Below are 20782 nucleotides of genomic sequence, written 5' to 3' on the forward strand. Positions count from 1 at the left end.
GTTTCCTCCTTGAGGTGTCCCTTACGTTACAGTTTACACTAAGCCTTGTAGAAATAAATGAGTTAACTTAATGGAGGTTCGATTATGAAAGCAGTTGTGGTTAATAAACCTGGCGATTCAAGTGTCTTAGAACTAGTTGATCGGCCAATGCCGGTTGCGGATGCCACGCATTCGGTAATGAAGATTAAAGCCTTTGGTGTGCATCGCTATGAAGTGTTGACGCGTGAGGGCGGGTCGCCCAGTGTTCAATTTCCACGCGTGATTGGGGTGGAAGCAGTTGGTGAAATTGCGGCTACTGATCCGGCGTCAGCCCTAACGGTTGGTCAACGGGTTATCACGTTAAACGGTGGGTTTGGTCGTGAATTTGATGGGAGTAATCAGGAATATGCCTTAGTCCCCAATGAACAACTTTATTCGGTTCAATATCAAGGCAGCTGGGTCGATCTCGCCCAATATCCAGAAACCTTTGTGACGGCTTGGGGCTCAATTAAGAGTTTGCGTTTACAACCAGGGCAAACGATGTTAGTGCGAGGCGGGACTAGTGCGGTTGGTCTGGCAATGATTCAATTGGCCCATGCGATTGGGCTTAACATCGTGGCTACGACGCGCAAATCAGAACGAGTTGCACAACTTAAAGCTTTGGGAGCAGATGAGGTCGTATTAGATGTTGATAGTCAATTGCAGACGGACCAACAGATTGATGGGATTGTTGATTTAGTTGGTACAGCCACGGTTAAAGACTCCATGCAACACCTACAAGTCGGGGGCACATGTTGTGTTGTCGGGTTGCTGGCTGGTGAATGGATCATGCCAGATTTCTCACCATTTGAGTTACAAAATCGGTATTTGACTGATTATGATTCTGGTTTCGTTGACCAAGCGTTAATTGATGAATTGTTTACTTTGATTAATCGTGACCATCTTGAAATTCCAATCACGAAAGTCTTCAAGTTAACGGAACTTGCGGCGGCCCATGATTTTGTGATGCGCAATCCAGCAATGGGTGAAGTCATCGTAACGACTGATTAAGTAGAAAAATTAGATTGAAAGTGCGTTTTAGTGCTTAGTTTTATTGGACTAAAGTACTAGCGCACTTTTTTGATTTTAAAATGAAATAATGTTCGAAATAAAAAAATTTATTTGTTGTGGAAAAAAGTGCAGTTCAACAGGGGGTTAAGCGGCAAACCATGATTGTGTGTTGACGGAATAATCTAGTCCATCAAGCTTAGTTTCAATGCGGCATAGATTCTTGGTTATGATCGTTGAATATTGTTGATAACGCAGTGATTAAGAGCAATAATCATTGAGTTTAATAGACTGGATAAAATAAGTATTAGTAATTAATAGTGTTAATTAAATTAATGATATTTTGAAGATAATTTCATATCTTGATATCAATGAAAATTGTAAGTCTTTTTATCATCATGCTCTACTCAAAATAATGTAAGATAATTAGTGTTCAGAGATGTTAGAATTAATAAATTGAAAGGAGCGATGAGTATGCAACACCGGCGATTATGGTACCGGAGCGGCCTCGGTCTAGCATTAGCAATAGGCATGATTGGCTACCCGGAACCACAAACGATTATTCGGGCGGTACCCCAATCGCAAGCGAGCATCGAGAAAAAATTATCATCGACTGCTAGTGTGTTTTCTGATACGACACCGGTGTCGGAGAGTGCCGCTAGTAGTCAGACATCATCGGCAGCAACTGATTCGTCTGTGGATGAGAAAGTGAATAATCATTCCGATTCAGAAGCAAGCAGTGATAGTCGTTCAAGTACAAAGCTGGAAAAAGATAAAAAATCAGAAACGGCTATGACGAAAGCGACTAGGGCAGCGGAGATGGTCAATGGGACTGTTGCGATGACATTGGATACAAATGGTACCTTGCATTTAAGTGGTGGCTCATTTGGGACTGATGTTGGAAATTGGATTACACAAACGTTGACCGCTAATGGCTATAATCCAACGCAAGTTTCAAAAGTGGTGATTGAGGGGCGAATTACGACCTATAACATCAGTAATTATAATTACCTGTTTGCGGGGTTAGCTAACTTAACAACTATTGAGGGTTTAGCTAATGTGGATCTGTCTAATGTGACCAGCCTAGAATATCTATTCAACGAAGACCGTCAGTTGCGGCAAGTTGATTTCGGACAACGTAACCTGTCGAGGGTTCAAAGTTTTAAAGGCATGTTTTATCAATGTTCATCTTTAACAACGATCACTGGGATTAGTCAGTGGCAGACCACGAGTGTGACGGATCTCTCACAAATGTTTACCGGTTGTTCGCAATTGGTGACACTAGACTTGAATGGTTGGGATGTTAGCCAAGTGGTCAGGCTGGTTGCAACATTTAAGGATTGTGCTAAGTTAACAACATTGAATGTCGCTGATTGGAGTACTGGCTCGTTGATTACGTTGGAAGATACATTTAATGGTGATAGTTCTTTAACGACACTGCCGGTTGGTAAATGGAATGTTGGTAAAGTCGGCACTTTAATTAGAACGTTTAATTATTGTTCTTCGTTAACGTCATTGGATGTTGCCAACTGGGATACGCGGCAGGTGATGGTCATGTCCGCAACATTTAGAGGAATGTCCAAGATAAAATCGTTACCGATTGATAAGTGGCAAACAGGGCGTGTGCATAATATGCAACTTACGTTCTATGAAGATGCCAGTTTGGAAAACATAAATATCGCTAATTGGGATACGAGTCAGGTTAATTCGTTAGATTATACTTTTGCAAAACTTTCTAGTATAACAACATTGCCAATTGATAATTGGAAGACAAGTAATATGCAGTCATTGCGCGGTACTTTTTATAACTCGCCTAAATTGACAACTTTGCCCATTGGTAATTGGGATGTCGGTCAAGTTTTCGATATGAATTCGACGTTTACTGATTGTAGCGGTTTAACAACGCTGCCGATAGCCGGGTGGAATACCAAAAATGTGCAAAATTTGGGTGCAACATTTGCTGGTATGATCAGTATCACAACGTTACCAGTCGATAATTGGCAGACAGGAAAAGTGACGAACATGTCGGAAACCTTTAGACAAGTTAATAAGGTAACTAACCTGCCGATTAGTAAATGGGATACGAGTCACGTGACGACGATGTCACAATTATTTGCCGACAATCCGCAATTAACCAGTTTGCCAATTACCAATTGGAATACTAGCTCATTACTTGATGTGTCTCAGTTGTTTTCCGGTGATTCAGGGTTAAAAACGTTGAGCCTAAGCGCTTGGAATACCGCTAAAGTGACTAAATTTGATGCAGCTTTTGAAAATACCAATCTAGATAAATTGGATTTATCGGGTTGGAATACGAATCAGGCGCAAAGTTATGCCAATACTTTTAGTGGCAAACTGCCGCCTAAACACCTTTTGTTAGGTAAGGGCTTTAATTTCTTTAATAGTACAAGCTGGAACTTGTCAGATCCTAGTCGTGAATCACCTTACATTGGTCGATGGCGCAGTTTAAATAATAATAAGGTTTATACGTCGACTGAGTTGATGACTAAGTATGATGGTAAATCGATTGTTGGTGAATTCGAATGGGCCACCGGTAGTACGATTACCGTGAAGTATGTCGATGCTAATGGCAAGTCGTTGGCGCCAGATACGAAGATTTCGGGTGCAGCTGACGAAGCTTATCATGTCAAGCCAATCGAGATTGAGGGGTATCTTCCTGATCAACCGGATGGCGTTAAAGGAACCTTCACGGACAAAGATGAGACGATTATATTAACGTACAAGGCTGAAAATGTTATGTTTACTTCAGTGCCTGAAAAAATCAACTTTGGGAATAATCAAATTACCGGTCAATCAGAAAGTTATGATGCCACATATGACACAGGATTAAGTGTTCAGGATAACCGGATCCTTGGGTCAACGTGGTCACTAACGGCCAAGCTTGAAGGCGCATTTACCGGTGAAAAGACTGATCGGCCATTAGCCGCAACACTCAGTTATAAAAATCAACAAACTGGTAGTGAATCTGTTTTAATTCCGGGATTTGACAATCAGATTATTGAGAATCATCAAACGACTTCGCATGAGAATGTCAATGTGATTGGAGAAAAGGCAGCTCTTGGGACGTTGTATTTAAAGGTGCCGACGGATCGTGCTCTGACGGATACGTATCGAGCGACAATAACTTGGTCGATCAATCAAATGGTTCCTAATCAGTGATGAGAATGGCTAGTTCGTATTGTATTTGTAGGTTTAGTTAATTAGTGAATATTAGTTATGTATATTTATTATTGTGCGATGCATAATAGTGAAGCTTATAAGTTGAATCTTTTAAACGAGGAGTGGTGTTGATGAAGCAGTGGGGATTCATCACAATTATCATCAGTACCCTACTTTGGTGGGGGTGGTTGTCAGCACCGATCGTCGGTGTGGCTAGTACGACTGATAGTCCGGCGACCATTCGGTTTAATGGCAAGACTGAATCGTCAACTCAAGGTACTGATGATGATCAGTTGAATGTTACTGAAAACTCAAAATCCAGTCATTCAGTACCCACTAAATCGAGTAATAGTCAGGCTGTGCACCATCGGCGTCCGGGATGGTTACCACAAACTAGTGAGCAATGGTGGTTACGGGCATTCATTGGTGGGATTGGATTATTGGTACTTTTAATTATTTGGCAATTAATTACTTATTTAAAAAAAAGGAGATCATTATCATGAAAAAAACATTATTAGGACTTTTATTCTCAGCAGCATTGATTGCAACTTCGGGGTTAGCAGCAAATGCAGACGATGCTAAGCCACAAACATCAAATGGGACAGTTGGTTTTGAAGGGGGCTCGATCACCATTGATAATGGTGATACAGACTTGTCAGGAGCCAGTCTGGATTTTGGGACGAACAAGATTCAAGCTGCTAATACGGATGATAATTATGATAATACCAATAAATCGGCCGCAGTTTCGGTAGTCGATTTACGGGGAACGGCTGCTGGCTGGGACTTACGTGTTAAACAAAATGATGTCTTTAAGAACGACAAGGCTGCCGCGAATAAAGAATTGACGGGTGCCGTTTTGACATTAAATGGGGTCTTAGACCAAAATGCTTCGACAACTGGTGCAGATGCAACTGTTAATACCGGTGTTGCCTTAGATACGATCAATAGCGATAAGTCTTTGATGGCTGCAACTACGGGTAAAGGGAATGGTAAAAATGTGGCTGATATTAAAGCGTCACAATTGATGGTACCAAAGACAACAGCACGAGCTGAGGGGAGTTACAGTACGACCTTAACTTGGAGCTTAAACGCAACGCCAGCCAATAGCTAATAGATATTGATCGGAAAAATAAGAGACAGGATTAGTTAATGTCATTTTTCCGAATCATGATTAGGGGGAGAAATGATGTTAACTAAAAGATGGTGGCAGCTGGGAATCGGATTGTTGGTCGGACTGGCTAGTTTGAGTTGGGGATATGCTGGATCAGCTAATACGGTTGGATTTGAAGTTGCGCCGATACCGTCTAAGTATCAAGTCGGCAAAGCAGCTGCATACTATGATTTGAAGTTGGAGCCCGGTCAGACAACGACATTGGCTGTTAAGGTCACAAATACTAGCACGCAAGAAATTACCGTGCATACGGGTGTTGCAACTGCGACAACTAACCCTAATGCTGTTGTTGAATATCAGGCGACGACAGCGGGAAAGAATATTGATGCGCCGGCCAAAGCCAGTCAGTTAATTACAACCAAAAGTGATAAATTAACTTTGGCTAAAGGCACTAGTAAGATTGTGTCCTTTAAAGTTAAGATGCCAATCCATAAGTATCATGGGGTTGTGGTTGGCGGGTTGAGTTTCTTGAAAAAGGCGGCAAAGCAACAGAGTAAGAGTGCAATGGCCATTAAGAACCAATATGCTTATTCTGTTGCAGTCGTCTTGCATGGGGATCATTTGCTCACCAAAAATCGATTGACCTTGGGCAAGATTGATGCAACCCAAAATAATGGCTACAACCAAATCAGTCTAGCTTTGGAAAATCGAACAGCAGCGTTTTTAAATCAGGTCAAAACCGATGTTAAAATTTATAGCCGCGGTGGCGATACAGTGCGCTATAAGCAAGTCAATCAACACGGACAGATTGCACCTAACTCGATTTATAATTTGCCGTTGCGAGTTGGACGTGATGCATTAAAACCAGGAAAATATACGGCTAAGTTGTCGGTCACATCGAAGAAACAACATTGGACTTTTTCGAAAGATTTTGAAATAACAAGCGATCGTGCTAAGCAATTAAATAAAACCGCGGTGATTGATGATCATATCAATTGGTGGTTGTGGATCGGCCTTGGGCTATTGGCGATCCTGTTATTGCTGATTGCTTGGTACATTCATCGTAAGCAACAAAAAATTAAACGTTTAGAAGCGCAACTTAAAGATAAGCAGTAAGTTGTCATCGTTATGAAAGACCTGGCCGAGTTGGCTGGGTCTTTTTTGGCTATAGGTGTCTTTATTAATGTCGATAAAATTGGTTATTTTACTACTCTATAATTAGTAATAGTCTTTTGTTAGTTTAACTGGTAAACTATGTAATGCAGTAATTATAAACAGTTGATAAAAAGACTAACTGTTACGATTTAGGGGAGAGACAAATTCAACAATGAAGCGAAAAAAGATAATTGGGATAGCAGCAAGTAGTTTTGCTACTATGATGATTGTGAGTAGTCTAAATTTAATTGCCCATGCAGATGATACGATGACTGACGTGACTAGTTCATTGGTGACTAATAATCAACAAATTTATGGCACCGGTCAGACAGCAAGTACTAATCCACTAGGAACCATCACGTATCCGACACTAACAAATATAACGGCCAACTATGCACCTGACGGCAAGATTACGCGACGGACCACAGTTATTCAAACGACATATAATGGTACTTTTGGCATTGGCTCTAAGTATCGTTTGAAGTCAGCGCAAACGGCGGTGTTTACGACGAGTACTGTTCAAGCAGCCTCGGGTAGTAGTTTAATAACGAGTGGAACACCTAGCTCAATTAGTCTGACCGATGTGACAACAAAGCATTCTTTAACATCATCAATAAATACACAAAACTGGTACTTAGGAATATATTCGCAAATTACGACGAGAAGTAGCTATGATAGAGTAGCGGTTGCTAAGATACCGACACCTGTTCAATATCCATTAAAGCCGACGATTGATGATGATCCTATTAAGGATAATGCAACCACGATTACTGGTAAGGGAACCTTTGCCGGTGATACCATTTCCAGCGATGCCAGTGATGCGACGACAAAAGTGGGCAGCGACTTGACCTATACGTTAGATGTTGGCAGTTCATTGAAGGGTAAAAGTAGTGTTGAAGTAACCGAAACAGGGACTACCAATGATGAACCTGGTACTGCTTCAGCAAGTATTAAGCCCGCTGTTGATCTTAAAATTAGCAGTACTAACCCCGATATTCAGTTGGCACCAGATGATGTTACTGAATTGGATTCGAAAACAGATGCTGAGATTGTGAGTTGGTTAGTTAAGGCCGCCGGAGTGACGGCTATTGATCAAACAACTAATACAAGTGATGATATCACGTTTACGAGTGATAAGAGTGACTTGGCAACTATCATTGATGAACTAGCTGATGATGATACCGTCACTGTACCAATTTATGCGGTTAAAGATGGCGTTAAGTCAGATCCAGTCGATGTGGTGATTAGTAAAACCGCGGGGAGTGTCAGTTTTAGTACGGTATCCGGTACAATGGCTTTTAAGACGATAGCTGTGCCGACTACGGAAACGTTGGTCCCGACGACTAGCAACTGGGATGTTGCAATCAAAGATACTCGTAAAGTTGGGTCCGCTTGGTCAGTTTACGCGACGGCATCAAAAATGACATCCAGTAGTCATGATTTAGCAGGTGATGTGGTATATGTTGATGGTAGCGATAAGCAGGTCATGACTAATAGCTCAGTATTGATTGGTTCAGGTTCACGACAGACCGGTTCCAATACTGAGACTGTTACGAGTGATTGGTCAAACACTAAAGGTATCTTTTTAGAGGCACAACCGAGCGTATATGCTGGTAGTTATCAGGGGAAGGTCAATTGGACCTTACAAGATACAGCCGCCAAATAGTGTTTTTCTAAATAATGCAATTCCGTACTAATCTCAACTAGTACGGAATTTTTTGATGCATCAAATTTAGGATTAGGTTGTTTTGAAAAGTGAATATTCTTATTCATATCATTAGCAATCGTCAATCGTTTTCCCGTATACTAAGGTTCACACTAAGATTAAAATGAAGGGAGTGGTTTGAATGTATTTGGGATTAAAGGAAATGGCTCACGAAAAGTTACGTTATACGCTCTTAACAAGTGTCTTACTATTAATTGCATTAGTTGTTTTTTGCCTAGCTGGCTTAGCATCTGGTTTAGCGTATGGTAATCGGCAAGCAGTCGATGCTTGGCAAGCAACTAGCATTTACTTGAATAAAGACGCTAATCAAAACTTGTCTGCTTCACAACTCAAATTAGCTGACGATAAATATATTACTGGTAACAAAGTAGAACCAATCGCAACCTTATCCGGTACTTTACGTACGAAGAATGATGGGTTAAAGACGTCGATTAGTGCGTTAGGAACGGCTCGTAAAAGTTTCTTAATGCCTAAGGTTACTAGTGGTCATCAGATTGACGGCAAAAATCAAATTATTATTTCGGCAGATATCTATGCCAAAGGATATCGAATTGGCGATCGTGTCCGTATTGGTACAACTGATAAGACAGTTAAAATTGTTGGCGTTTATGCCAAGAATACGTACTCGATTGCGCCGACAATCTACACCGATGTGACGACCCTTAATCAATTACGTTCAGCGCCCATCACTAGTGGTGATAATCAACCAGTTAACGGTTTTGTGACGCGGCGTAGTCAGTTTAAAACAGATCAACATGGCGAACTTGAAAAGTTGACGATCACTAAATTCATTCAAAAATTGCCAGGTTATCAAGCACAACAGTTAACGTTAAATACGATGATTTATTTCTTGTTCGTGATGGCCCTAGCGATTATCGGGATCTTCATGTTCATCTTAACTTTACAAAAACAGGCCTTGTTCGGAGTCCTAAAAGTTCAAGGGATTGGCACCAAGCACATCTTGGCCGCAATTTTAACACAAAGCATGGTGATGGCCATTGCGGGTATTGCACTAGGCCTGCTGATTACTGTAGGACTCGCTCAGGTCATGCCAGCGGCCTTGCCATTTACCATTGATTGGTTGCAAATGGGCATTTACAGTGCTGCGTTACTAGTTGCAGCCGTCTTGGGGGCATTATTATCATGGCGAACCATTGCTAAAATTGATCCGGTTGTCGCTATTGGTTAGGAGGGATAACTATGACAACACCGACATTGTCACTGCATCAAGTCGACAAGACTTTTGGGCACGGGCGAACCACGGTGCACGCGTTGAAAGGCGCTGACTTTGAGATCTATCCTGGTCAATTTGTGGCAATTATTGGGCCATCAGGATCTGGTAAGAGTACCTTTTTAACGATTGCGGCCGGCCTGCAAACACCGACTAATGGTGAGATTCGCTTAAACGGCGTGCCATTAACATCGCAAAGTGAAAAGTCGCGATTGGCTTATCGCTTCAATGAGATTGGCTTTATCCTACAGAGTTCAAACTTAATTCCATTTTTAACCGTGACCGAACAATTACGACTGGTGGATAAGGTAGCTCGACGCAAGTTTCAGCAGGAACACGCTCAGAAATTACTGACAGAATTTGGCCTAACTAAGGTGAGCAATGCCTATCCGAGTGAGTTATCGGGTGGTGAACGACAACGCGTGGCAATTGTGCGAGCCCTCTATAATCACCCCAGCGTTTTATTGGCCGATGAACCGACGGCTAGTTTAGATGTAGCCCGTTCACAAGATGTGGTTGCCCGCCTGGCGCAAGAAGCGCATCAACATCATAAAGCCATTATTATGGTAACGCACAATCAGCGCTTGATTGGTGACTGTGACGTGGTTTATCGGATTGAAGATGGGGTGATGTCTAAATCGTGAGAATAGATTCTAAATTAAAGTGAACCCCTAAAATTGGAAAATCCAATATTGAGGGTTCACTTTACCTTTTTGGCTAAATTATATTCGAAAAAATTTTAAATTCTATGAAAAACTGTGCAAAGTAGGAAACGTTCACAGCTAGATAGTTAACCGTAACAATCTTTATCTGAGTAACCGTTTTAGGATTTTGTAAATAAAATGCCACCTTTAAATATTACATAGATGATTTTAATATAATATCTAATGCTGACGAAAGGTGGTTTGATAATAGAAATTATAAGTTCTGATTATTGATTTAAACTGATAATGGCAGAAAAATTAAGTACTTTATTCATTTATTGGTTGCAAAATATATATGCATTCGATTATTTTTGTGCTATTATTACTTCGACAAAAAAATTAATTGATAACATTGATTGTTAAATCATTTTGATGTTAGGCCGAAGAGTTAGGAAATGACTTAACTAATCATTTGCATGGGGTGATGACATGAAGAAACAACAATTTATGGTAGTAAATGGGGTTACTCATTATAAACTGTACAAGTCAGGAAAGAGATGGCTAGTTGGTAGTATTACGGCATTGGTATTGACAGCAGGACTGTCAGCGTACCAACCATTCATTGGTCATGCGGATAGCACTGCAGATACATCAATTAACGAGAGCACGACTGCTAGTGATGCTAAAGCGGTTGTGACATCGGCTACTAGTGCTAATCCGTCTAGCCAGGCGACGTCATCAGCTATTAGTACTAATTCGGTTAGTGATACCGCAAAAAGTGCGACTATTCATCAAATCAGTCGCAATCTAACGTTACTAGTCATGATAGTAAGGCAAGTGAGGCATCAGCTCAGTCAGTAACAAGTCAGGCAGCTTCAGCGAATAGTACGGAAACTAAGCCAGCTGATGTTGTTACCAGTCAAAGTACAAGTAATCAGAGCAGTTTGGTTAGCGCATCAACAAGCACGGTAGTTAGTCAAGCTAGTTCGGCGGCAAGCTCAGCAACTAGTGCATCGGCAGTGACTAGTCAAGCCAGTTCCACGGCAATGACGGTGGCTGAACAAAAAGGCATTCGTTCAGCCACGACGACTAGTGCTGTTACTACGACATCACAAAAAAACTTACGATCATCGGCAGTAGCATCAACTGTTACACCACCAACTTTATCAAGTGTTCCTCAACCAGTAAACTTCTTTGTAAGTCCAAACGGAAAGTATATTCTATATAATGCTAAGGCAGCGTTAGAGTTATATCCGTATAATGGTAACGTAGCAAACACACAACTATATGGTTTTTACGTTATCTTACCGAATAGCATTACGGGTACTTTAGCAGATTTTCAAGCTGGCGCCGATGCATTTGTTAAAGGATTACCAGCAACCGGTATTTATGCTAATTTTAATTCCTTGAATGTTTACCAATTTAACAATACGACTGATGGCCGACAAATTTTTTATTTCCGACCAAATGATGGTGCTCAAAGAGTATCGGAACTGTTGCTTAGATCATGGCCAACTCTCAACTTAACCGTATCTACCGGTGCGGACACGAATAATACACCAGCAAGCATCCAATTTAACGCTAATAACGATAGTGAAATTGCTAGTAAAGATGTTATATTTGCTGGCGCCGGTAGTTACAGTTCGGGAGGGCCTGGGTATCCAGCGATTAGTTCAGCATCGTTAGGGACTAATATACCTGATCAATATTTAATGGGTATTTCATATAATGGTATTAACCGAATTGTGACCTATACGCATGTACAGGTTAAAGACAGTTATCAAATTATTGATCGTACGACTGGTAAGGTAATTAAGACGATCACGAGCACCGGTCAAGATGGCGCGACATATCAACGAAAAGGCTTAATTGATTCATTATCAGCATTGGGACTGGCAACCAATAAGTATTATCAACCTTCGTTAACAGTTAATAGTGGCCTTTTGACGGATACGATGGCTTATCAGCCGAGCAAGTTGTTTGTGTCGGATAGTGATGTTAGCAATGGTGTTGCCGGCAACACTTATCAAGTCTATGTTGATGAATTGAAAACAAGTTTGATTGCGCACGACACGACGGTGCCAATTATTGCGGGGCCCAAGGCACAATGGCAATTAAGCGATAATTTAACCACGGCCATTGGTCCAGATGGATCACCATTGACGATGAACCAGTTAACAACAAATTTGACGCCAGATGTTCAAACGCCGGGCACATATAACGTGATTTATCGTTATCATGATGATCAAGGAAATGTGACAACTGCGACAGCTAAAGTAATTGTCGTTTCTTCAAAGGCCAAGATAAATGCTCATGATAGTCATTTGAAAGTGGGGACAACTTGGAATCCAGCTGATAATTTTACGAGCTTTACGACTGCTGATGGACAAGTGTTGACGGACTTTAGTCAAGTAACGGTTGTTGGTTCTGTTAATACTAATCAGGCCAATCAATATCCGATCACGTATCGCTATACAGATTCTGTTGGGAATGTTAGTGAACAAACGATTACAGTGAGTGTCTTCAAACCAATTATGGTTCATTATCTCGATGAAAACGGTCATGAGTTGCAAGCGCCTACAGAGTTAATTACCAGTGTTAGCAATCCGGATGTTGGTCAAGAATATACTGGGCGAGCCAATACCGTCGCAATTGCTGGTTATCAATTTATGGCTTCGGCTGATACCACTAAAGGTATGGCTCTTTCGGGGACGTTGTCGTTAGCAGATTTATTGCAAGGCAATGGCATCTATCTTCAATATCATTCAGTTGTATATCACACATTAATTAACTATCCAGATCAACCAGTACAAACGATTACCCAGATATTCGTTCCGGCTAAGGTAGTTGTCATTGGTGGTCAATATGGGATAGATTTGGCTCAGTCGTATTTTGCAACAGATAGTGGGACTAAACTAACTTTGGCCGAAACCTTGAATAAAATGGGACTGACGACTAGTCAGACTCAAGTGTTTAGTGCAACGGATTTGGCAATTATTCAACAAGCTGTCGATGCGTTGACGCAATTAGCAACTAATGATGACCCAATGTTTAAGTACGACGGACCTTATCAATTGAATTATCAATTAATTACAAATCAGGCTAGTGTCCAAGCTCACGGACTCACTTTAATTGCAGGGCCAACTCAAACTTGGCAGGCTAGTGATAGTTTTGATGGGGCGATTGACTCATTTGGTAATGATGTTCCGCTTTCACCGACCGCATTAATTGTAAACGGTACAGTTAATCCACAAGTTGTTGGACAATATCCGATTACTTATATGTACACGGACGCAGCTGGTCGGACAGTGAAGGCTACCATTGTAATTAAAGTGGTTGCCACACAGAGTACGGTCAATGGTCATGACAGTACGTTGATTCAAGGGCCTTATACAAGCTGGAGTGCCAAAGATAATTTCGATGGTGGAATGACAGCAACGGGTCAGTCACTAAATTTTGCGGCGGTTACAACTATTGGTACAGTTGATCTGTCAACACCGGGTGTTTATCCAGTAACTTATCAATATACAGATATGGCTGGCAATGTGGTTACTAAAGAAGTTATGATTACCGTTAAGCAAACAGGTAGTGTGATCAATGGTCATGATAGTACATTAATCATAGGACCAAAGACGAAATGGCAAGCTAGCGATAACTTTGACGGTGTGACAGATGAAAATGGAAAGCCGTTAGACTTTAGTAACGTTAAAGTAATTGGTGATGTTGATTTAAGCAAAGCGGGTCAAAATAGTATTCGTTACCAATACACAGATGCGGCCGGTAATGTGGTTACCAAAGAAGTAACGATTACCGTTAAGCAAACAGGTAGCACGATTAATGGTCATGATAGTACGCTAATTATGGGACCAAAGACGAAATGGCAAGCTAGCGATAACTTTGACGGTGTGACAGATGAAAATGGAAAGCCGTTAGACTTTAGTAACGTTAAAGTAATTGGTGATGTTGATTTAAGCAAAGCGGGTCAAAATAGTATTCGTTACCAATACACAGATGCGGCCGGTAATGTGGTTACCAAAGAAGTAACGGTTACCGTTAAGCAAACCGCTGGTGTGATTAATGGTCATGATAGTACGCTAATCAAGGGACCAAAGACGAAGTGGCAAGCTAGTGATAACTTCGACGGTGCGATGGATGAGAATGGTAATCTAATTAATTTCCAGTCCATTAAAACAACGAACAATGTCGATTTAACCAAATTAGGTCAATACACAGTAACGTATCAGTATACTGATACGTTGGGTAATTCAATTGTTAAGTCTGTACAAGTTAAAGTAGTTGCTAGTGAAGGCGGATTGATTGTTCATGATAGTACAGTAGTACAAAATGATCAATTAACTTGGAACCCGGCTGATAATTTTACCGGTGGTACTGATGCGCTTGGTAAGCCTATCGAGTTAAAGAATGTGACAATTATTGGTCAGGTGGATTTAACAAAAGTTGGCACCTATAGAGTTAGTTATCAATATGATGATCGAGTTGGCAATCAGTTCGAACAAACAGCAACGATCTATGTTGTTGCACGGCCGATTGATCAGTCAAACGATAATCATCCGAGTCATCCGACTACAACTAGTCATAATGGCGGAAACCTAGTAGTAGAGAAGCAGGGTGTTAAGATTTCAAAATCACCAGTGATGACCCATAAAACGGTTAGTCGCTATCAAAAAGCTACTACTGAAGCCAAGAGCCTGAGTTGGCAAGTGAAACAAGTATCCACAAGTGAAAAAAAACAAACAGCATCAATGAAACCTAAAATGAGTGCATTGCCACAAACAAATGATGCTGATGATGTTGCCATAAGCTTGTTAGGATTAGTCCTTTTAGGTTTGAGCGCTACTACTTGGTATCTTGGTAAACGCAGCAGATTACGCTAATTTAATGATTTTTGTTTGAACATGAATCAATGTATTAGTGATGAAATGATCTACACTAAACAAATCTATATTTAGTTTTAGGAGATGACCTGCTCTTGGTGTGTGTTTACCAAGTCAGGTCATTTTTATAATGTGACATGGGCTTTATAGTTAAAACGTATGCTAGTTGGTGCCGTTTGCAGTCAAGGATCTTGGCTAATTGAGTTTGTTGGGGGTTATGCTTCTCTGGAATCATGAGAGAAATAGTCGATGATCATTCGGTTTTTAGTTGTGCAAATACTGATATTGGGTCGGGTACTATTGTGTTTAATATGTGTAACTTAACGAGTGACGAATATTTCATATGTTTGCCACTTAAAAAAGTCTATTACTAGTAGTTGTTGTCAAGACTGTTATCGTTTAGTGTCAAAAACTTCTGAAATAGTTGGGTGAAAAAATTGGCTGTTGAAATATTCTTGGGATCAAGTTTTATGATTAATTTATTCTAGTTGTCATCAACAAGTAGATCGCAAATCGAGAAAATAAATGTCTGTAATACTTGATCAAAAAGATGGCACTGTAGATAGTAGGGATAAAGGGGGAGTAACAGTCATGTTGAAAAAGATTTTTAAGACAGGTAAAAAAAGAGATATAAGTCGTACTAATAGAAAAATGCATTTTGAAGATCTCAATGACCAACGGGATGATCTAGGTGCATCTAATAACGAGTCAATAATTTCTGGATTTATTGGGTGCAACGATAATGGTCATAATGTGAATGTTGAATTGAACGACGATCATCCGGCCGTGTTGTTATATGGGATGACAGGATCTGGAAAAACACGGCTACTACACACATTTGTTCAGAGCGTAATGACAAATGCTTCCCCAAGCGATTTACGTGTTGCAATAATATCTTACGGATCAGATTTTGATTATTTGAAGTCTAGCTTGTTAGAAACCTCCAATCCGTTCATGTATTGTGAACCTGCCAGTATCCATACAAATATGGTGTATGCTCAGGCGGTCATAAAACAAATGGTTAAGGAAACTAAGCGAAGAATTGAAATCTTGAAGAAAAGTGCGGCTACAACGGTTTCTGAGTACAACTCCAAAAATGTCGATACTTTGCCAGAAATCTTACTTGTAATTGATCACTATACAGAGATAAAAGTGGATGACGAATTTGACGCAAATGAGATGCTAGCATTCCTAGTTCGTTTTGGACGAGTTGCCGGCATTAGGATGGTTTATTCAGAACGATTCGCACGTTATGAGGATGTCCCAGCAGTGATGAATCAAGATATCGTTGATCGAATTAGTTTAAAATTGAGCAATCCTTTTGAAAACGAAGTCGCAATGTGGGGGAGTAAAATTGATTTAACTCGTATTGAAAAGCAAGGCGAGTTCTATGCTTCGGTGGATGGTGATACAAAACATCCGATGCATGGTTATGGACTATACATGTCAAATCAAGAGTTGATCAAGTTAAATCATGATTTGACAGTAAAATTTTATAGCTATCACTATGGTTATGATTTTAAATGGAACGATCAAACCAAAACCTTAAAAGCTGAACAAAAAATATTTAGAGTCTTCGCAAGGATACCTCAGGTTGATTGCATATTGCTTATGGCAAATAACATGATACAGGCGAAAATAAAGTTTGAAAATTGGTATGGGTCAGCGGAAAAGGCCAATGTATTTGGTGTTGTTGAAGTTTCACTGGAAGAAGCTGGGAAAGTATTTTCTAATGAGAAAAGTGAATCAACACAGACTGAGATGAGACGTGATCTAGAACGTGGTCAACTAATTATGCATCGAAAGTTAGACAAAGAGGGAAAAAGCGATTGGCGACTATTGCAAATTATTAACGGTTGGTATCTAAGTAAGTTAGATGGATTCCAAAATGTTTTGACTAAGTCCCAGGTAGCTTTAATTCATGAGAAAGCATCCATAACTTCCAACATTGATGAAGCAGAACACTTTGATCTTAATTGTGTAGAAGTAGAAAAGATATTAGCTAAGTTTCCGAGCAGCCAATTTGTTAAAATACCAACTATTAGTTGTGATCGAGCATCAAAACATGAATATGCATTTGCGTGTGATGCGGTTAAAAAATAGATGACAATGTCAGATGCTAAAACACTAACAGCAATTAGTTATAAAGTTTAATAATTATGTTCAAATAGATTGATTTGGTAGAGCGTTTAAAGTGTGTGCTTGAATTTTGACATTCTGAATAAGAATAAGACACAAAAATTTGACTAATAGACCCATTGATGAAGTGAACCCTCAAAATTGAATTTTTTCAATTTTGAGGATTCACTTTAATTGTGATTGCGCAATTATGTTTTTGATGCGGTCTGAAACAATCGGTAGCTAGTGACTGCTGCACCCAAGATTAAAAGCGATAACAAGCTAAAAATCAGCCGGCAATTTTTAGCAATTGCGGGATATAACGTCGTTTTTAAAGGCAAGTAAAGTGGCATCAAACGTTGTGTCGATTGATCTGGCAAGTTGTTGTCCAAGTGCTATATAAGGCATTCAAATCCGGCTGTGCAGATTTAGTAATGTGTTGCATTGTTGCCGTGAACGTATTACCAAAATTCATCGTCCGGCCAATACTGAAGATAACGAAGCAACCAACGATGCCTAACAATGGCCATTCATGAGTGGTGAGCATTAAACAAATTAAGCCGATCAACATTAAGCATGGACCATCGCCAATTGTCAAGCTACCCCCGAAGCAATCGTACAGTTTGCCAGACAAAAGGTTAACCAAGGCAACTAGTAAACTACCAGGCAATAATAGCAGACCACTTTTAAAAGCAGTGACATGATGACCGGACCAAATTAGGGATAACCAGACTAACAGCTAGATTAACTAGTAAAAAAGCCAAGGCCAGTAGGGAAAACTGACGAACTGGAAATTTTAAAGGTTTGCCCGTTTGTGAGAATGGTTTTAAAGTCCGACGGCCACTTAACCAGGTTAGCATGACAATTGGTAGTGTCGTTAAAAAGATTAATTGCCAGTGGTCAAGCGTTAACATTAAGCCACCAAAACTTGGTCCTAAAGCTGGTGCCAGATTAACAATCATCCCGGCAGTACTCATGTAGTAACCCAACCGATTGACCGGCATCACGGCATTGATGAAGTTAATCATTAGTGGAATCGTTAAGCCAGCACAACCGGCTTGAATGAGGCGACCGATGATTAGTAAGCTAAACCAGTGTCGTGCAGCAGCTAAGGCGAGGCCGGCGCCCAGAATGAATAGTAAGGCCGCCAAATCGAACAATGCCAATAATGACAATCGGCGTTGCAAAAAAGCTGAACACATCATCGTGAGCGCCATGACCATTAGATAACCCGAAGTTAACCACTGAACGGTTGCTAATGACACTGAAAATGTTCGCATCAGTGTTGGAAATGTGACGTTCATCGAGGTTTCAATTAAAGTCCCAATAAAGGCTAATATGGCAATACTCATCAAGGCTGGCATTGGTCGTGCTGTTATTGTTTTAGGCATCAGCGAGCGGCAAGGTTAATGTACTAGGAACGTCTTTGTTTAAAACAAGTTGTTGATGCGCCAGTCGTGTTTGAGCTTGTTCTGACTGATTGCCACGATAGTTACTGTGGACTTGATATTGTGGAAAATCAGATGACGTCAAGTCTAATCGTAATTGACTACCGGCTGTAAGTTGCCAGTCAATTGGTAACATGGTCAAAGTTAATGTCGTCGTGTTACCAGCTTGATAGTCCGCATGTTGAGCAGCAACGGTGGTGATGGTGGTCCGAATATTAAATGTTTGACCATTGGGTTGAATCGCCATGACTTTAGCCACTAACGCTGTGTCATCAACGTCGGTTGCAAAGTTTACGGTCAGTTTAAGTTCACCGAGTAATCGCTGATTGGTAGTTAAGGGATGACTAACAAAACTAATGACATCATCACGATAGTTAAGATCTGGCTGTGGCCGACTCCCAATTTGATCGGCAGTTTTTATCAGTACTTCGCCACCAATTGAAGGGACTGACTTTCCAGGATCATAGGTGTAGTCAATATTACCCGCCTTGACTTCATTTAGTGTCGTTGTCAGGTGACGGTCTTGACTGAGGTAAAAGTTTAGCGTTGACGTCCCTGTTAAACTAGTCTGTTCGTGCCAGTTGTCTGCGTTAATTTCGTAGCTTTGTAATCGGCCTTGAGGGACTTGTTGATCAATTAAGATCGTTTTGAACCACTGTAACATGGTCTTAAAATCATTAAGTAATAGATTTGGTGTTTCGCGACCAAAAATGGCTGGTTGACCGAAATGATTCCAACCACCGATTTGTAAGACGGAATGTGCTTTGACCTCAGCCGATAATTCGGCATAAGTGGCGAGTGCATTTTCCAAATGATGATCATACCAACCTTCGGAAATGAAGAGCGGAATCTTAATCTTAGCAGCTACTTGTTTTAGGTTTTGACTCGTAATGCTGGACCAATAGTGTGACGTTTCGGTTGTGCTGCGAAGAACGTCGCGATACCAAGGTAATTCACCACCCCATAAGTCAACATCAACAGTCATTGCTGGGCGATATTTAGCGGCTGTTAGATAATCTGTATCGATGTTCCAACCAGCATTGTCCATCGCCCAAGCGGTGGTGATGTCGGGTTTAAGGATACCGTTATGATAGTTGGCTAAATAATCGTGAACGCCGTAGTTACTCAAAAACATGGTTTTTAATTTGCTAGGGACAATGTCGGCAATGGCCCAACCCGTCATGGCTAAATATGAACTGCCATAGTAACCCATGCTGGCAACCCAATCTTGAGCTTGCAACCAATCAACAAGATCTTTACCATCGCTGCGTTCATGGACTTTGGGTTCCCAGACGCCTTCGGATGGGCCAATACCACGACAGAATTGAAAGACGTAAGCCAAACCGCGCTTAGCGAATTCCTTACCCAATAAATCGTTCAAGGGTGCTTGTTCAGCGTAACAGCCACGTTGGACGATGGTTGGAAATTGTCCGATAGCGGTAGGAGTGTAAATGGTGGTGGCAAGATTGACGTTATCACGGGTTGGGATCATTGTCGATTTAGTAATAGGTTCAGGATAAATTACTGGAAAACCACTGTTGTTGATATTGGTCATAATGGCTGCGAAATAATCTTCATAATTCAAGTTATTGCCCCCTAGGCGTCAATTTAAAGTAAGCATCATTGGCTGTTAACACGCCAGTGACTTGTTGATCAGGTTGGTCGGCAACTGGGCCGAAGTTTAAGCGAACTTGGTCAGTAGTTGCTTGATAACCTTGATAAGTTTCATTAATAAGACGACCAAGGTAATTGATCTGATTAATTATCGTCTTGGTATTGGCAACGGCAGTGGCTAATGGTAAGCCAGTGTCAAGGCCCTGTTTAATAGCCATGACATTTAGTGCAGTTGACAGACTGTATTGACGCGCGTTGTTGGCCTTTTCAGGTAATGATTGAATGTAACCTTGGCTTTCCCAATAGCGTAATTGACGACTGGTAATACCGGCTGCATTGACTAGTTGGGTGCTTCCTAAAGCTAGTTTCGGTAAAATTTCAAATGGATTAATGTTTTTTGTCATTGCCAACCTCCTGCGATTGAGTATAAACGTCAAAAAACCAATTGTCAGTCTCGTTGACAATGTGCCTTGCCGTAATAAACTAACGGCTAACTTAAGTGTGGTTTGTCGGGTTGAAGACGGTGTCATGATAGCATCAAGGCGTATAATGAAGCACACGATAAGTTGTTATCGTGTGTTTTTTGAATGTTAAAGCTTAATCAAGCATCGTTAAATTAGTTGATAGAAAAAGG

15 protein-coding genes are annotated in these 20782 nt (G+C 40.7%); 11 read left to right on the top strand and 4 right to left on the bottom strand.

The annotated features are described in order from the left end of the window. The first annotated feature begins 84 nt into the window (after positions 1 to 84). The 11 genes from FFM84_RS00335 to FFM84_RS00385 all read left to right on the top strand — a co-directional run bounded on the left by FFM84_RS00335 (position 85) and on the right by FFM84_RS00385 (position 17071). Positions 85 to 1029 carry a zinc-binding dehydrogenase gene (locus FFM84_RS00335; protein ID WP_130846072.1) on the top strand — a complete coding sequence of 315 codons (945 nt, stop codon included), beginning with the start codon at positions 85 to 87 and terminating at the stop codon, positions 1027 to 1029. Between the two features lie 471 nt (positions 1030 to 1500). Then, the gene (locus FFM84_RS00340) at positions 1501 to 4206 is read left to right on the top strand and encodes a BspA family leucine-rich repeat surface protein (protein ID WP_130846071.1); all 2706 of its coding nucleotides are present in this window, start codon (positions 1501 to 1503) and stop codon (positions 4204 to 4206) included. Between the two features lie 131 nt (positions 4207 to 4337). Beyond that, the gene (locus tag FFM84_RS00345; protein ID WP_130846070.1) at positions 4338 to 4709 is read left to right on the top strand and encodes an EF2685/EF0750 family sortase-dependent surface protein; all 372 of its coding nucleotides are present in this window, start codon (positions 4338 to 4340) and stop codon (positions 4707 to 4709) included. Beyond that, positions 4706 to 5317: a WxL domain-containing protein gene (locus tag FFM84_RS00350; RefSeq protein WP_130846069.1), complete on the top strand. Its 612-nt coding sequence runs from the start codon at positions 4706 to 4708 to the stop codon at positions 5315 to 5317. The genes FFM84_RS00345 and FFM84_RS00350 overlap by 4 nt, the downstream gene beginning before the upstream one ends. 72 nt (positions 5318 to 5389) lie before the next feature. Further along, complete coding sequence (locus FFM84_RS00355; RefSeq protein ID WP_130846068.1) at positions 5390 to 6433, top strand: WxLIP family cell surface protein; 1044 nt, start codon at positions 5390 to 5392, stop codon at positions 6431 to 6433. A gap of 259 nt (positions 6434 to 6692) precedes the next feature. Next, positions 6693 to 8138, top strand: a complete 1446-nt coding sequence (locus FFM84_RS00360; RefSeq protein ID WP_130851820.1) for a hypothetical protein — start codon at positions 6693 to 6695, stop codon at positions 8136 to 8138. 181 nt (positions 8139 to 8319) lie between these two features. Next, positions 8320 to 9387, top strand: coding sequence for an ABC transporter permease (locus FFM84_RS00365; protein ID WP_130846066.1), 1068 nt, complete (start codon positions 8320 to 8322; stop codon positions 9385 to 9387). A gap of 11 nt (positions 9388 to 9398) precedes the next feature. After that, a complete protein-coding gene (locus FFM84_RS00370; protein ID WP_130846065.1) occupies positions 9399 to 10073 on the top strand; it encodes an ABC transporter ATP-binding protein in 675 nt (224 codons plus the stop codon). 489 nt (positions 10074 to 10562) lie between these two features. Further along, positions 10563 to 10934 carry a KxYKxGKxW signal peptide domain-containing protein gene (locus FFM84_RS00375; RefSeq protein WP_130846064.1) on the top strand — a complete coding sequence of 124 codons (372 nt, stop codon included), beginning with the start codon at positions 10563 to 10565 and terminating at the stop codon, positions 10932 to 10934. Positions 10935 to 11017: 83 nt separating this feature from the next. Continuing rightward, entirely contained in the window at positions 11018 to 14968 is a 3951-nt protein-coding gene (locus FFM84_RS00380) for a bacterial Ig-like domain-containing protein (protein WP_130846063.1), read from the top strand. 591 nt (positions 14969 to 15559) lie between these two features. Then, on the top strand, positions 15560 to 17071 hold the full coding sequence (locus FFM84_RS00385; RefSeq protein WP_165450334.1) for an FtsK/SpoIIIE domain-containing protein: 1512 nt from the start codon (positions 15560 to 15562) through the stop codon (positions 17069 to 17071). A 367-nt stretch (positions 17072 to 17438) separates the two neighbouring features. On the opposite strand, the gene FFM84_RS00390 is transcribed toward FFM84_RS00385, so the two are convergent. The 4 genes from FFM84_RS00390 to FFM84_RS00405 form a co-directional block, all read right to left on the bottom strand. Then, a complete protein-coding gene (locus FFM84_RS00390; RefSeq protein WP_130857079.1) occupies positions 17439 to 17684 on the bottom strand; it encodes a hypothetical protein in 246 nt (81 codons plus the stop codon). An 88-nt stretch (positions 17685 to 17772) separates the two neighbouring features. Further along, complete coding sequence (locus tag FFM84_RS00395; RefSeq protein WP_130846060.1) at positions 17773 to 18477, bottom strand: MFS transporter; 705 nt, start codon at positions 18475 to 18477, stop codon at positions 17773 to 17775. Then, complete coding sequence (locus FFM84_RS00400; RefSeq protein ID WP_130846059.1) at positions 18470 to 20119, bottom strand: CocE/NonD family hydrolase; 1650 nt, start codon at positions 20117 to 20119, stop codon at positions 18470 to 18472. Before FFM84_RS00400 ends, FFM84_RS00395 begins: the two co-directional genes overlap by 8 nt. A 1-nt stretch (position 20120) precedes the next feature. Then, positions 20121 to 20552: a MerR family transcriptional regulator gene (locus tag FFM84_RS00405; protein ID WP_130846058.1), complete on the bottom strand. Its 432-nt coding sequence runs from the start codon at positions 20550 to 20552 to the stop codon at positions 20121 to 20123. Positions 20553 to 20782 lie beyond the last annotated feature (230 nt).

The sequence above is a fragment of the Lactiplantibacillus mudanjiangensis genome (assembly GCF_005405385.1).
GTDB lineage: Bacteria > Bacillota > Bacilli > Lactobacillales > Lactobacillaceae > Lactiplantibacillus > Lactiplantibacillus mudanjiangensis.

What these genes read in the sequence shown, in the direction of transcription:
- FFM84_RS00335 (WP_130846072.1), top strand. Translation starts at nt 85, where the DNA reads ATGAAAGCAGTTGTGGTTAATAAACCTGGCGATTCAAGTGTCTTAGAA.
- FFM84_RS00340 (WP_130846071.1), top strand. Translation starts at nt 1,501, where the DNA reads ATGCAACACCGGCGATTATGGTACCGGAGCGGCCTCGGTCTAGCATTA.
- FFM84_RS00345 (WP_130846070.1), top strand. Translation starts at nt 4,338, where the DNA reads ATGAAGCAGTGGGGATTCATCACAATTATCATCAGTACCCTACTTTGG.
- FFM84_RS00350 (WP_130846069.1), top strand. Translation starts at nt 4,706, where the DNA reads ATGAAAAAAACATTATTAGGACTTTTATTCTCAGCAGCATTGATTGCA.
- FFM84_RS00355 (WP_130846068.1), top strand. Translation starts at nt 5,390, where the DNA reads ATGATGTTAACTAAAAGATGGTGGCAGCTGGGAATCGGATTGTTGGTC.
- FFM84_RS00360 (WP_130851820.1), top strand. Translation starts at nt 6,693, where the DNA reads ATGATGATTGTGAGTAGTCTAAATTTAATTGCCCATGCAGATGATACG.
- FFM84_RS00365 (WP_130846066.1), top strand. Translation starts at nt 8,320, where the DNA reads ATGTATTTGGGATTAAAGGAAATGGCTCACGAAAAGTTACGTTATACG.
- FFM84_RS00370 (WP_130846065.1), top strand. Translation starts at nt 9,399, where the DNA reads ATGACAACACCGACATTGTCACTGCATCAAGTCGACAAGACTTTTGGG.
- FFM84_RS00375 (WP_130846064.1), top strand. Translation starts at nt 10,563, where the DNA reads ATGAAGAAACAACAATTTATGGTAGTAAATGGGGTTACTCATTATAAA.
- FFM84_RS00385 (WP_165450334.1), top strand. Translation starts at nt 15,560, where the DNA reads ATGTTGAAAAAGATTTTTAAGACAGGTAAAAAAAGAGATATAAGTCGT.
- FFM84_RS00395 (WP_130846060.1), bottom strand. Translation starts at nt 18,477, where the DNA reads ATGCCTAAAACAATAACAGCACGACCAATGCCAGCCTTGATGAGTATT.
- FFM84_RS00405 (WP_130846058.1), bottom strand. Translation starts at nt 20,552, where the DNA reads ATGACAAAAAACATTAATCCATTTGAAATTTTACCGAAACTAGCTTTA.